Annotated in this window: 14 protein-coding genes; 12 read left to right on the top strand and 2 right to left on the bottom strand. The window is 67.4% G+C overall.

Going from position 1 to position 13,068, the window contains the following annotated elements:
* Nucleotides 1-135: 135 nt before the first annotated feature.
* The gene (locus tag IB230_RS00945; protein WP_192267853.1) at nt 136-1,089 is read right to left on the bottom strand and encodes a YafY family protein; all 954 of its coding nucleotides are present in this window, start codon (nt 1,087-1,089) and stop codon (nt 136-138) included.
* A gap of 88 nt (nt 1,090-1,177) precedes the next feature.
* Between IB230_RS00945 and IB230_RS00940 the strand changes: the two genes are divergently transcribed.
* Complete coding sequence (locus tag IB230_RS00940) at nt 1,178-1,585, top strand: GFA family protein (RefSeq protein ID WP_192267851.1); 408 nt, start codon at nt 1,178-1,180, stop codon at nt 1,583-1,585.
* A gap of 70 nt (nt 1,586-1,655) precedes the next feature.
* Here the strand turns inward: IB230_RS00940 and IB230_RS00935 are convergent, their stop codons facing one another.
* Nucleotides 1,656-2,066, bottom strand: a complete 411-nt coding sequence (locus IB230_RS00935; protein WP_192267849.1) for a hypothetical protein — start codon at nt 2,064-2,066, stop codon at nt 1,656-1,658.
* 165 nt (nt 2,067-2,231) lie between these two features.
* On the opposite strand from IB230_RS00935, the gene IB230_RS00930 reads away from it, so the two are divergent.
* The 11 genes from IB230_RS00930 to IB230_RS00880 all read left to right on the top strand — a co-directional run bounded on the left by IB230_RS00930 (nt 2,232) and on the right by IB230_RS00880 (nt 13,040).
* A complete protein-coding gene (locus IB230_RS00930) occupies nt 2,232-3,086 on the top strand; it encodes a hypothetical protein (RefSeq protein WP_192267847.1) in 855 nt (284 codons plus the stop codon).
* Nucleotides 3,070-3,633 (top strand): hypothetical protein, encoded by a 564-nt coding sequence (locus tag IB230_RS00925; RefSeq protein WP_192267845.1) that lies wholly within the window; start codon nt 3,070-3,072, stop codon nt 3,631-3,633. Before IB230_RS00930 ends, IB230_RS00925 begins: the two co-directional genes overlap by 17 nt.
* Before the next feature lie 343 nt (nt 3,634-3,976).
* Complete coding sequence (locus IB230_RS00920) at nt 3,977-5,185, top strand: flagellin (protein WP_192267843.1); 1,209 nt, start codon at nt 3,977-3,979, stop codon at nt 5,183-5,185.
* A gap of 81 nt (nt 5,186-5,266) precedes the next feature.
* On the top strand, nt 5,267-6,469 hold the full coding sequence (locus IB230_RS00915) for a flagellin (RefSeq protein WP_192267841.1): 1,203 nt from the start codon (nt 5,267-5,269) through the stop codon (nt 6,467-6,469).
* A gap of 84 nt (nt 6,470-6,553) precedes the next feature.
* A complete protein-coding gene (locus tag IB230_RS00910) occupies nt 6,554-7,771 on the top strand; it encodes a flagellin (protein ID WP_192267839.1) in 1,218 nt (405 codons plus the stop codon).
* Between the two features lie 187 nt (nt 7,772-7,958).
* On the top strand, nt 7,959-9,116 hold the full coding sequence (locus tag IB230_RS00905) for a flagellin (protein WP_192267837.1): 1,158 nt from the start codon (nt 7,959-7,961) through the stop codon (nt 9,114-9,116).
* Nucleotides 9,117-9,463: 347 nt separating this feature from the next.
* The gene (gene fliD, locus IB230_RS00900) at nt 9,464-10,828 is read left to right on the top strand and encodes a flagellar filament capping protein FliD (protein ID WP_192267835.1); all 1,365 of its coding nucleotides are present in this window, start codon (nt 9,464-9,466) and stop codon (nt 10,826-10,828) included.
* Between the two features lie 51 nt (nt 10,829-10,879).
* Entirely contained in the window at nt 10,880-11,296 is a 417-nt protein-coding gene (gene fliS, locus IB230_RS00895; protein WP_192267833.1) for a flagellar export chaperone FliS, read from the top strand.
* Nucleotides 11,293-11,598 (top strand): hypothetical protein, encoded by a 306-nt coding sequence (locus IB230_RS00890; RefSeq protein ID WP_162338489.1) that lies wholly within the window; start codon nt 11,293-11,295, stop codon nt 11,596-11,598. Before fliS ends, IB230_RS00890 begins: the two co-directional genes overlap by 4 nt.
* A gap of 3 nt (nt 11,599-11,601) precedes the next feature.
* On the top strand, nt 11,602-12,192 hold the full coding sequence (locus IB230_RS00885; RefSeq protein WP_192267830.1) for a PilZ domain-containing protein: 591 nt from the start codon (nt 11,602-11,604) through the stop codon (nt 12,190-12,192).
* A gap of 215 nt (nt 12,193-12,407) precedes the next feature.
* The gene (locus IB230_RS00880; RefSeq protein WP_192267828.1) at nt 12,408-13,040 is read left to right on the top strand and encodes a response regulator transcription factor; all 633 of its coding nucleotides are present in this window, start codon (nt 12,408-12,410) and stop codon (nt 13,038-13,040) included.
* Nucleotides 13,041-13,068 lie beyond the last annotated feature (28 nt).

The following is a 13,068-nucleotide window of genomic DNA, read 5'->3' as shown; positions in this document are numbered from 1 at the left end:
CGTACCGCGTGGCGCTGTGTCCACGGGAATTCTTCGTAGCGTCGAGCTTGCTCGACGCCGCGTGCCGTCCGGCACGCAACAGAAGCCAAAGCAGCGGAGCAAGCTCCGCTCTACATCACCCCGGACGGTTTCCGATCAGGCTACCGCCAACGCGTCGCTCAAACGCGCCGACGCCGCGCGCAGCTCGGGCAACAGCCCGCGATCGTCGACGATGTCGAAGTCCGGCCCGATCAGGGCCATGAGCGCCAGCAGCGAGTCGATCGACTCGGCGCCCAGTTCGAGCATGCAGTGCTGCGCATCGCCAGCTTCGAGGATGCCGCACCAAGGCGGCACGCGCGTGGCCTGCTCTTCGATGGAGCGTGGCAGCCGCAGGCGGATCTGGTAGCGGGTGAACGGCTGGGTGATCGACTTGGCCACGTAGTCCGCGACATCACCCGGAAACTCGCGTGGGGGGAACTGCATACCGGTATCGTGCAGCGACTGCACGCGATCCACACGGAACGTCCGCCAGTCTTCACGCTTCAGGTCCCAGGCCACCAGGTACCAGCGACTGCCGGTGTGCACCAGCCGCAACGGTTCGATCAGGCGTTCGGTGGCGCGCTGGCTGCGGTCCCGGTAGTGCATGCGCAGGCGGAAGCCGTCACGGCACGCGCCAGCGATCCGCAGCAACAGGTCCACGTCGGACGTCGGTACGCCGCCTGCCAGCGACAGCGTGACCGAATACAGCGCGCTGGCGCGCTTGCGCAGCCGCGCGGGCAGCCACTGGTCGAGCTTGGACAGCAGGCGCAGCGCGGTGTCTTCCATCCGTCCCACGCTGGCCGCCGCCGTGCGAAGGGCCACGGCCACCGCGACCGCTTCGTCGTCCTCCAGCAGTACGGGCGGCATCGCCGAACCGGAGCCAAGCCGGTAGCCCCCGCCCAGTCCCGGCGAGGCGTCGATCGGATAGCCGAGTTCGCGCAGGCGCTCGACGTCGCGGCGGAGCGTGCGGCGGTCGACCTCCAGCCGCTGGCTCAGCTCCGCGCCGGTCCAGTGGCGACGGGACTGCATCAACGACAGCAGGCGGAGAAGACGGTTGGAGGTGCTGAGCATAGGGGCAGTATGCGCCCCTATTGAGGACTGATTCTGTCCTCGATATCCGCGACACTGGCGTCCACCATCCAGCAGGGAGCAAGGCCAGATGACCGTCCAGACCTACCGTGGAAGCTGCCATTGCGGCGCCGTCCGCTACGACGTGGACCTCGATCTCACCCACGGCAGCGGGCGCTGCAACTGCTCGATCTGCACCAAGACCCGGTACTGGGGCGCCATCGTCAAGCCGGACGCCTTCCGCCTGCGGCAGGGCGAGGACGCGCTGACCCGTTATCCGTTCGGCACCGGGATGGTGGAACACCTGTTCTGCCGGCATTGCGGCGTGAAATCGTTCGGCCGCGGCGAGCTGGAGGTGCTGGGCGGCCGCTATTACTCGGTGAATCTGGCCTGCCTGGACGACGTGGAACCCGCCGCGCTGGCCGAGATTCCGATCCGCTACTCCAACGGGCGCGACAACGACTGGTTCTCCGAACCCGCCGTCACCCGCCATCTCTGATCGGGAACGCCTTAACAGGAACGCCCCGGCATGCCGGGGCGTTCTGCTTGGCGGAGCGACGCCTTACGCGTCAGGCGCGGCTGCGGCGGACGGTCCGCTTCGCCGCCGGCTTGCGAACCGGCGTGGAGCGCGTCTTCCTGGCCGCCGGCTTCTTGCGCGCACGGGGCGCCGCCTTGCGGGCCGGCTTCTTCAGGCCGAGCTTGGTCAACACGGGCTCGAGACGGGCTTCGACATCGGCGCTGAAACGCTCGACGCTGGCTTCACCCTGTTCACGCACCTCGGCGAGCCGGCCCAGGACGTCGCGCTGTGCCTGGCCAGCGAACGTCTCGGCCTGCTTGCGTGCCGCCTGCAGGCGATCGGAGGCGTCCGTCGCGGCAGCCACGGCCTCGCGACGGGCGACGGCGATCAGGCCGAGGCCGGCGAGCCAGACGTGGCGGAGGGTGGGTTCGGGGGTCTTGCGGGTGGTCTTCTTGGCGGCCATGGGGGCTGTCCACATGCCGACCCCGATGGCCGGCTTCCATGACGGGATGCTGTCCGGCCTGCGTCGAGCAATCACACTATTGGCCGCTGGCGCGACGGATTGCGTAGGGGTTGCCTGCGGACCGCGTTCGCGGCGATGCTCGCCGCACTTTGGGAGGGACGATCGATGGCAGCGAAATCTTCGAAGTGGGCCCCGTTTCCGCACGACGCGAAGGCCTATGGCTATGCCGGCGAGGCGTTGAAGAAGGCCTGGCCCGCCCTGCATGCCGGCGATCAGGAGCCCTACCCCGACGAGAAACGCGCCAAGGCGCTGATCGCTGCCGCCGGCAAGGCCGCCAAGGGCATCGAACCCGCCGACCTCGCGCAACGCCTGCAGGACGCCTGGCGTGCGTTCCACCGCGGCGACTTCCAGGCCGCCTACGAGGCCGGTGAAGCGCTCGGCCCGCTCGGCGCCTCCGTCGCGGTGAAGGCCATCGGCATCCATGCGACCTACCTGGTGGATGACGAAGCCGAGCAGCTGAAGCGCTTCGAGCAGGCGGCCAAGGTGGCGGAAGCCGCGATCAAGGCCCTGCCCGATGAAGCCAACAGCCATTACCGCCACGCGTTCGCGCTGGGCCGCTACAGCCAGGGCCTGAGCATCGCCAAGGCACTCAAGCAGGGCATCGCCGGCAAGGTGCGGGCGGCCCTCGACGCGACGCTGGAACGCGAACCCAAGCACGCCGAGGCGCACACCGCGCTGGCGCTGTACCACGCCGAGATCATCGACAAGATCGGTGCGATGATCGGCGGCCTGACCTATGGCGCCAAGGCCGCCGAGGCCGAATCGCACATCAAGACCGCGCTCAAGCTGACGCCCGATTCGCCCATCGCGCACGTCGAGTACGCCAACGTGCTGCTGCTCCTGCATGGCGACAAGAAGGAAGACGCGGCCGCGTCTTCCTTCGAGAAGGCCGGCAAGCTGAAGCCGCGCGACGCCATGGAAGCGCTGGACGCCGCCCACGCGAATGCGCAGATCGAGTAAGGCCCTGCCCCTCGTGCTGACCGCCTTCTGGCTGGCCGGCGCGACGTTCCCGGTGTCCGCTCAATCGGTCGCCGGGCCTCCACCCGCACCGGCGACCGGCCCGACGGACACGCTGCGGGATGCGCTCACCTGCCGCACGGCGGCCGCCGACCTGCCCGCGCTGCTGCAACGCCTGCGACGGGAGCGACCATTGGAGTTCATCCAGACCGAGCGCCAGTACAGCGCGCCGATGATGGATCTCTACCGGCTCGACGCGCCGGTGGAAGCGTGGGGCCATCGCAGCGATGCCGTGGTCATCACCGACAACCGCGTCCTGCTGCTGGTGGACAGCCCGATCGAACAGGCGAGCGCGCAACTGGAACGTGCGCTGGAAGAAAGCAGGGACGCACCGCTGTCCGCGGCGCTGGACGATGCGCATGCGCTTGTCGTCTACCCCGGCGAGCATCCCGGACTGCAAGGGCGCTCGCTCGTCGGTTGCGAATACCGGATGCCGGCACTTTCGCTTCTCGCCGATCCTGCCGACGCGTGGCGCACGCCCACGCCGTGATCTCCCGTGTGCGCGCTCCGCGCACGCCTTCCTCATCCCCGCGGGTACGCATGCCATCGCATGCGCCGTCCCTGCGCGCCGGTGCATTCCCGCACCCGCAAGGGCGCCCTTAACGGCAGCCACCAGGCCTTCTTTAGGGCCTGCGTCACGCTTTTCGCAATCGGCAAAAACGTCGATTCCACGCGGGTTTCCGCGACCTAACACATTTTTTCGCGTACCCCCTAAAGGTTTTTTTGGCAGCGCCGTTATTCATTTCGCAACACGAAGACGACTAGCCCAACAAAACAAACCGGCAGCGTCTTTTTCCCTTCAACGCCGTGAATCCAAATAAGAGGAGACGAACATGGCACAGGTAATCAACACGAACACGATGTCGCTCAACGCTCAGCGCAACCTGAGCACCAGCGGCGCCTCTCTGGCCACCACCATCCAGCGCCTGTCGTCGGGCCTGCGCATCAACAGTGCGAAGGACGACGCCGCCGGTCTGGCCATTTCCGAACGCTTCAGCACCCAGATCCGCGGCCTCGACGTCGCCGTGCGCAATGCCAACGACGGCATCTCGCTGGCCCAGGTCGCCGAGGGTTCGCTGACCGAGATCGGCAACAACCTGCAGCGCATCCGCGAGTTGGCCGTGCAGTCCTCCAACGCCAGCAACTCGGCGTCCGACCGCGCCGCGCTGAACGCCGAAGTGAAGCAGCTGACCGCCGAAATCGACCGTGTCGCCAAGCAGGCCGACTTCAACGGCACCAAGCTGCTGGACGGCTCGTTCACCAGCCAGCTGTTCCAGGTCGGCGCCAACGCCGGCCAGGCCATCGCCATCGACAAGGTCGTCGACGCGCGCGCCCAGACGCTGGGCGGCGTGACCTTCGCCAACCTCTACACCGGAACCGCGCTGGGCGCGGATGCGGCCACGGCCGATACCACCTTCTCGCAGCTGCAGGTCACCACGACCACCGGCGGCGTCACCAAGACCGTCGACATCGGCGCCTTCGAAGTGAAGGCCGGCCAGTCGATCACCCAGGGCGCGGCCGCCGCGCTGAACGCCAAGCTGGGCGAGACCGGCGTCTACGCCGAGGTCAAGGCCGGTGTCATCAACCTGACCGGCATCAAGGGCGGCCAGGCGTTCGACCTCGCCTTCGCCGGCCCCGCCGTGACCGGCGCCACCATCTCGACGGCCGCCAACCTCGGCCTGACCGAGACGAGCACCAACGGTGGCGACCTCGCGGCGGCCAGCACGTTCGTCCAGGCCCTGGACATCACCACCTTCGCCGGCGCGCAGCGCGCCCTGGAAGTGGTGGACAAGGCCCTGACCTCGGTCAACGGTGCGCGCGCCGACCTGGGTGCCATCCAGAACCGCTTCACCTCGGTGGTCGCAAACCTGCAGACCAGCTCGGAAAACCTGGCCGCCTCGCGCAGCCGCATCCGCGACACCGACTTCGCCAAGGAAACCGCGGAACTGACCCGCACCCAGATCCTGCAGCAGGCCGGCACGGCCATGCTGGCCCAGGCCAACCAGGTGCCCCAGAACGTGATGTCCCTGCTGAGGAACTAAGCCTTTGACGTCCCGGGTTGCACGGCCGGGAAGCGTTGACCACTCCACCCCCCGTGCGACACACGCCTAAGGAAAACTCTCATGGCACAGGTAATCAACACCAACACGATGTCGTTGAATGCTCAGCGTAACCTGAGCACCAGCGGCGCCTCGCTGGCCACGACCATCCAGCGTCTGTCGTCGGGTCTCCGCATCAACAGCGCCAAGGACGACGCCGCCGGTCTGGCCATCTCCGAACGCTTCAGCACGCAGATCCGCGGTCTGGACGTCGCCGTCCGCAACGCCAACGACGGCATCTCGCTGGCCCAGGTCGCCGAAGGTTCGCTGACCGAGATCGGCAATAACCTGCAGCGCATCCGTGAGCTGTCGGTGCAGTCGGCCAACGCGACGAACTCCTCGTCCGACCGCGCGGCACTGAACGCGGAAGTGAAGCAGCTGACGGCCGAAATCGACCGCGTCGCCAAGCAGTCCGAGTTCAACGGCACCAAGCTGCTGGACGGTTCGTTCTCCAGCCAGTTGTTCCAGGTCGGCGCCAATGCCGGCCAGGCCATCGCCATCGACAAGGTCGTCGACGCCAAGGCCAATGCCCTGGGCGGTGCCCGCTTCGACAGCAATGCACTGACGCTGGGCAACCTGACCACGAACGCCAACGTCAGCATCTCCGGCCTGCAGATCAACGGCGTCGCCATCGACACCGTGCAGGTCACGCAGGGTGCGGACGGTGCGGCAACGGCCGCGGCGGCGCGTACCGCCGTCGCGACGGCGATCAACGCCAAGATGGGCGAAACCGGCGTGTATGCCGAAGTCAACGGCACCACCGGCCTGACCCTGACCTCGGTCAAGGACAGCAGCAACGCGGACGGTTCGTTCAAGGCGATCACCGCCACCGTCGGCACCTGGACCGGTACCAACGCCGCAGACATCGGCCAGACCTACACCGCGACCGTCGCCGCCTCGGCGCCCGCCCGGCAGTTCGCCAGCAACCTGGACATCAGCTCGGTCAAGGGTGCGCAGCAGGCGCTGGAAATCGTCGACAAGGCGCTGACCTCGGTCAACTCGGCCCGCGCCGACCTGGGTGCCGTGCAGAACCGCTTCACCTCGGTCGTCGCCAACCTGCAGACCAGCTCCGAGAACCTGGCCGCGTCGCGTAGCCGCATCCGCGATACCGACTTCGCCAAGGAAACCGCCGAACTGACCCGCACCCAGATCCTGCAGCAGGCCGGCACGGCCATGCTGGCCCAGGCCAACCAGGTGCCGCAGAACGTGATGTCGCTGCTCCGCTAAGCGGAGATATCCCCGGGCGGATGACTCTCTCCATCCGCCCGGGTCCAGCGGCCCTTCCCGTCCCAACGCCTTGAGGAACCTCCCGTGGCACAAGTGATCAACACCAATACGATGTCGCTCAATGCTCAGCGCAACCTGAGCACCAGCGGCGCCTCCCTGGCCACCACCATCCAGCGCCTGTCGTCGGGCCTGCGCATCAACAGCGCCAAGGACGACGCCGCCGGTCTGGCCATCTCCGAACGCTTCAGCACGCAGATCCGTGGCCTGGACGTCGCCGTCCGCAACGCCAACGACGGCATCTCGCTGGCCCAGGTCGCCGAAGGTTCGCTGACAGAAATCGGCAACAACCTGCAGCGCATCCGTGAGCTGTCGGTGCAGTCGGCCAACGCGACGAACTCCTCGTCCGACCGCGCCGCGCTGAATGCCGAAGTCAAGCAGCTGACCGCCGAAATCGACCGCGTCGCCAAGCAGTCCGACTTCAACGGCACCAAGCTGCTGGATGGTTCGTTCTCCAGCCAGCTGTTCCAGGTCGGCGCCAACGCCGGCCAGGCCATCGCCATCGACAAGGTCGTCAACGCCAAGGCCGATGCGCTGGGTGGCTCGCTGTTCGCCACCGCCAGCTTCACCGCCACGGCGGCGGGTACGACCGGCTCCGGTCCGTACAGCCACAATGCCGTCACGATCGCCGCCTTCACGGTGACCAACGGTGGCAACACCGTCAGCTTCGATGCGATCGATGTCGCCGCTTCCGGTGCCACCCATGCTACGGCCGCAGCGGCGGGCGTCGCCAGCCAGGTCGCGCAGGGCAGCGCCATCGCGGCCGCCGTCAACGCCAAGACCGCCGACACGGGGCTGACCGCGGAGGTCAACACCACGACGGGCGCCGTCACGTTCTCGTCCTGGAAGGAAGGTGCCGTCGGCAACCAGATCACCAGCACGCTGGCGGGTGGCACGCTGACCAACACGGCCATCGCTGCCGGCGACGCCAAGTTCGCGGACGACCTGGACATCTCCACCTTCGCCGGTGCGCAGCGTGCGCTGCAGATCGTCGACAAGGCGCTGAACTCGGTCAACGGTGCGCGCGCCGATCTGGGTGCCATCCAGAACCGCTTCACCTCGGTGGTCGCCAACCTGCAGACCAGCTCGGAAAACCTGGCCGCCTCGCGCAGCCGCATCCGCGACACCGATTTCGCCAAGGAAACCGCGGAACTGACCCGCACCCAGATCCTGCAGCAGGCCGGTACGGCCATGCTGGCCCAGGCCAACCAGGTGCCGCAGAACGTGATGTCTCTGCTCCGCTAAACCGCTTCACAGGAATCGTTGCCTGGCGCAGGCGCCCCGGATGGATTCGTCTCCCTCCGATTGACGCCGGGAAGAAGGGCTTGCTCCTTCTTCCGCCCTCCACCGGCTTGGTGGCGGGCGCCGGGCATTCCTCCCCGCATCAACCGCACGTCCCCGTCTTCACCCTCCCATTTTCCAGGACCCCGTCATGGCACAGGTCATCAACACCAACACGATGTCGCTCAATGCTCAGCGCAACCTGAGCACCAGCGGCGCCTCGCTCGCCACCACCATCCAGCGCCTCTCGTCCGGCCTGCGCATCAACAGCGCGAAGGACGACGCCGCCGGTCTGGCCATCTCCGAACGCTTCAGCACCCAGATCCGCGGCCTCGACGTCGCCGTGCGCAATGCCAACGACGGCATCTCGCTGGCCCAGGTCGCCGAAGGTTCGCTGACCGAAATCGGCAACAACCTGCAGCGCATCCGTGAACTGTCGGTGCAGTCGGCCAACGCGACGAACTCCTCGTCCGACCGCGCCGCGCTGAACGCCGAAGTCAAGCAGCTGTCCGCTGAAATCGACCGCGTCGCCAAGCAGTCCGAGTTCAACGGCACCAAGCTGCTGGACGGTTCGTTCTCCAGCCAGCTGTTCCAGGTCGGCGCCAACGCCGGCCAGGCCATCGCTATCGACAAGGTCGTCGACGCCAAGGCCGCCTCGCTGGGTAACGTCAAGTTCGCCGCCGACGTGCAGGGCACCGCCATCGCCACCGCCGCCGCCGACGGCAGCGTCACCGGCATGACGATCAACACCGTCGCGATCGACACCGTGTCGTACAAGGCCGGTGCCACCGGCACCGACATCGCCAAGGCCCTGTCCACCGCGATCAACGCCAAGATGGGTGAAACCGGCGTCTACGCGACGGTCGGTGGCACCAACAACGACCAGGTCACGCTGTCGTCGGTGAAGTCGGGCAAGGATCTGGTCATCGGCGGCACGCCGGCCAACTCCGGCCTGACGGCCGCGACCACGACCGCCGCCGCGACCGCCAGCGCCACCGTCATCTCCAGCCTGGACATCAGCTCGGTCAAGGGCGCGCAGCAGGCCCTGGACGTGGTCGACGAAGCGCTGAAGTCGGTCAACTCGGCCCGTGCCGACCTGGGCGCGGTGCAGAACCGCTTCACCTCGGTCGTCGCCAACCTGCAGACCAGCTCCGAGAACCTGGCCGCCTCGCGCAGCCGCATCCGCGATACCGACTTCGCCAAGGAAACCGCCGAACTGACCCGCACCCAGATCCTGCAACAGGCCGGCACGGCCATGCTGGCCCAGGCCAACCAGGTGCCGCAGAACGTGATGTCGCTGCTGCGCTGATGCGCAGCCAGCCGTACCGATCTCGATAGTTCCCTGTCGTCACGGACGGATTCGTCTCCCTCCGTTTGGCAGTACCCCAGCCCCCTTCCACCGTGGAGGGGGTCTTTTTTTGTGCCGATGCCCCATGCGTCGACCCGCTTTCTGGCACAAACCCTGCATCGCCCTGCACGACCGCATTTCTCACCAGCACGCCGGACCCACGGCGGCGGTGGGAGACGGAGAGATGCGGCTAAAGAACGGCTCAGTCGGGCCGTTATTGGTAGTGCACGGGCGGGTCCCATTCGTCATCGGATGGCGGCCCGCCCGGCCTCCCTTTTTGCGGAAAGGGCCAGACAGGAGACAGGGCAATGGCAGATTATTCATTGGGTTACGGCGGCGTCGGCTCCGGGATGAACATCACCGGCATGGTCGAACAGCTGGTCGCGGCCGATCGCAAGCCCGCCGACAATCGCCTGAACCGCATCGAGAGCCAGGCCAAGTTCAAGCTGTCCGCCATCGGCACCGTCAGCTCCGCTTTCAGCACGCTGGATACCGCGCTCAAGGCGCTGAAATCCGCCACCGCCTTCGACGTGCGCACGGTCAAGTCGGCCACCGACACGGTCGCCGGCGCCAGCGTCTCCAGTGGCACGCCCAACGGCACCTACAACGTGGAGGTGGTCGAACTGGCCACCGCCAACAAATGGATCACCAACACACCGGTCGCCGCCAGCCAGACCTTCGGCGCCGGACAGTTGACGCTGACCGTCGGTGGCGAATCGCTGGCGATCGATATCGCCGAGGGCGCCAGCCTGCAGGACGTGCGCGGCGCCATCAACGATGCCGTGCGCAGCAAGGGCGTGCAGGCCAGCGTACTGACCTCCAACGACGGCCAGTACCTGTCGGTGTCGTCGGACAAGACCGGCGCCGCCAACGGCTTCACCCTCGCCTTCACCTCCGGCGGCAGCGACCTGCAGTCGCTCGTCGGCAGCCTGCAGGAACGCGTGCCGGCGACGGATGCCGAAGTGAAGATCGACGGCCTGACCGTCACCGCCAACGGCAACAAGATCACCGAGGCCGTCCCCGGCCTGACCCTGGACCTGAAAACCAAGGGCACCACCACGGTCACCGTATCCACGGATACCGCGGCCGCCAGCAAACTGATCCAGGACTTCGTGACGGCGTACAACACCGCCATCACCGCCATCAATGCGTCCACCAAGTACAACGCGGACACCAACGAGCCGTCGGCGCTGACCGGCGATGCGCAGATGCGCAGCGCCTCCGGGCAGCTGCGCAACCTGATGGGCAACCTGCTGGGCGACCTCGCCTCGAAGGGCCTCGATGCGAAGACGCTGGGCCTGCAGACCAAGGGCTATCCGTCCTCGGACGGCACGCTGGTGTTCGACAGCAGCAAGTTCACCGCCGCCCTGGCCGCAGACCCGGAAAAGATCCGCACCGCGTTCACCGGCGAGACCGCGTTCGCCGGCACCCTGCAGAAGGCCGTCGGCAGCTACATCGGCAGCGAGGGTGCCTTCACCCTGCGCACCAATGGCCTGAACGCGCAGATCAAGGATGTCGCCACCCAGCGCACGGCGCTCGATGCCCGCATGGAAGCCGTCGGCAACCGTTACAAGGCGCAGTTCGTCGCCATGGATGCGCTGGTCGGCCAGATGAGCACCACCAGCAGTTACCTGTCCCAGCAACTGGCCGCACTCGCCAACCAGTCCGGATAACACCGTGGGTCCGTGGCGCAGCGTGCACCCCGGTCCCCAGGAGAAAATGGAATGTCACTTCAGTCCTATGCCGCGCAATACCGCAACACCGGCCTCAGCAGCGCCGTGATGGAAGCGGATCCGCACCGCCTGGTCGCCCTGCTGCTGTCCGGCGCCTGCGAGCGCCTGCGCCTGGCGGAAGCCTGCGTGATCCGCGGCGACCTCGCGCGCAAGGGCAAGGCGATCGGCGAAGTCAGTGCCATCATCGGCCATCTCAACGGCTCGCTCGACCACGAAGCCGGCGGCGAGATCGCCGGCAGCCTGTCGGCGCTGTACGACTACGTGCAGACGCGACTGATCGAGGCCAACCTGCACAACGACGCCGCCGCCCTGCGCGAGTCGCTGGAACTGCTGGGCGAGATCGAATCGGCCTGGAACGCGATCCCCAACGAGCAGCGCCGGATTCCCGCGATGGCCGCCGCAGGATGAGCGCTGCCCCGGCCCTCGACGACCTGTTCGCCCAGCTGGACGGGATGCGGCACGCGCTGCATGCCGGCGAACTGGAGGACGTGGAGCGCCTGCTCAACCGGCACGACCATGATGTACGGGCATTCCTGCATGCCGATGGCGGCAGGACCGCCGGCTACGACGCGCTAGCCGTGCTGCTGCGCGCACAACTCGAGCTGCAGAAGTCCATGCAGGATGCGCGCGAACAGGCGCGCGTCCGCATGCACGCCACCCAGCGCGCGGATCGCGCCGCGCGCGCCTACCTGTCCGTCGTCGAGGGCTGAGCCATGGGCACGTCGATCATCCTGGTGGAGCATCCTGCCGAGCACACGCTGTTCGACGGCGCGCTCACCTGCGATGTCGTGCTGCCGGCGCGTTTCGATGCCGGCGCGCGTCCCGTGATGCAGGCGCCATCCGAGGCCCTGCTGAAGGGCCTCGCCGTCGCCGAGGATGTCCGCGGCGACGATCCCGAGGAACGCAAGGAAGCCACGCCCAGCCAGCAGCGCATCGAAGCCAAGCTCGACCTGGTGCTGTCGCTGTTGGGCCGTCTGGCCCGCCGGCACGAGGAAACCCTGCCCGTCACGGCGCTGCGCTGGTCGCACCGCGGCGTGCGGCTGGACGCGGTAGCGCCGGCGCTGCACGCGGCGGAGACCGTCGGCGTCGTCACCCTGCAACCCGCCACCTGGCTGAGCGACCAGATCGAACTGCCGGTGAAGGTGCTGGACCACGTCGAAGGCACGCATGGCGTGCACCACCTGTGGTTGCAGTTCGAGGGCCTGAATGCCGGCCTGGCCGAAGCGATGGACCGTCACCTCTTCCGTCTGCATCGCCGCCAGGTGGCCGAAGCCCGGCAGCAGCTGCACGCGACGCGGACGTAAACACGTTTCGCGCAGTCACGCGCGACGGCATCGTCTGCCGCACGGCGTGCGCCGGCGACAGCGTTGCGGAATCCGTGGTTTTGCCGACGCTCGCGACGTCACAAGTGTGACCCTCGTCGATGTTTCACATCCCCGTCGCGTTTGTGAATTGGCGTGGGCACCCGGCGCGGCTATCGTGACTTGACCCTGCAACGCGACAGCCTCTGATTTCTCCCGTGCGTGTACTTATCGTCGACGACCACACCCTGGTCCGCGCCGGCATCGGACGCCTGCTGCAGGCGCTGCCCGATGTCGATGTCGTGGCCGAGGCCTGCAATGCGCAACAGGCGCTGGACATGGCGGCCATCCATCGCCCCGACCTGATCCTGCTCGACCTGTCGCTGCCCGATCGCAGCGGTCTGGAGCTGTTGCCCCTGCTGCGCGACTCGCTGCCGCAGACGCGCGTGGTGATGATGTCCATGCACAACGATCCCACCCAGGTACGGGTGGCGCTGGACCGTGGTTGCGCCGGCTTCGTGGTGAAGGAAGCCGCGCCGATGGAACTGGAACTCGCCCTGCGCGCCGCCGCCAATGGCCAGGTGTTCCTCAGCCCGCAGGTGTCGTCGAAGATGCTGGCGCCGATGCTCAATCCGCAGCGTCCCACCGGCATCGCGGCGCTGTCGCCGCGGCAGCGCGAAATCCTGCGCCAGCTCGGCAGCGGCATGAGCAGCAAGGAAATCGCCGCCCAGCTCGGCATCAGCGTCAAGACGGTGGAAACGCACCGCGCACGCATGATGGAGTCGCTGGGCTGCCGTCGCGCCAACGATCTGCTGCTGCTGGCCGCGCGCCACCAGAACGAACTGGCCTGAGCCTTGCAGTACTCCGGGGGCGACGCCC

This window comes from Pseudoxanthomonas sp. PXM01 (assembly GCF_014851815.1).
Classification (GTDB): Bacteria; Pseudomonadota; Gammaproteobacteria; order Xanthomonadales; family Xanthomonadaceae; genus Pseudoxanthomonas_A.
This window is presented reverse-complemented; position numbering and strand designations above follow the sequence as displayed.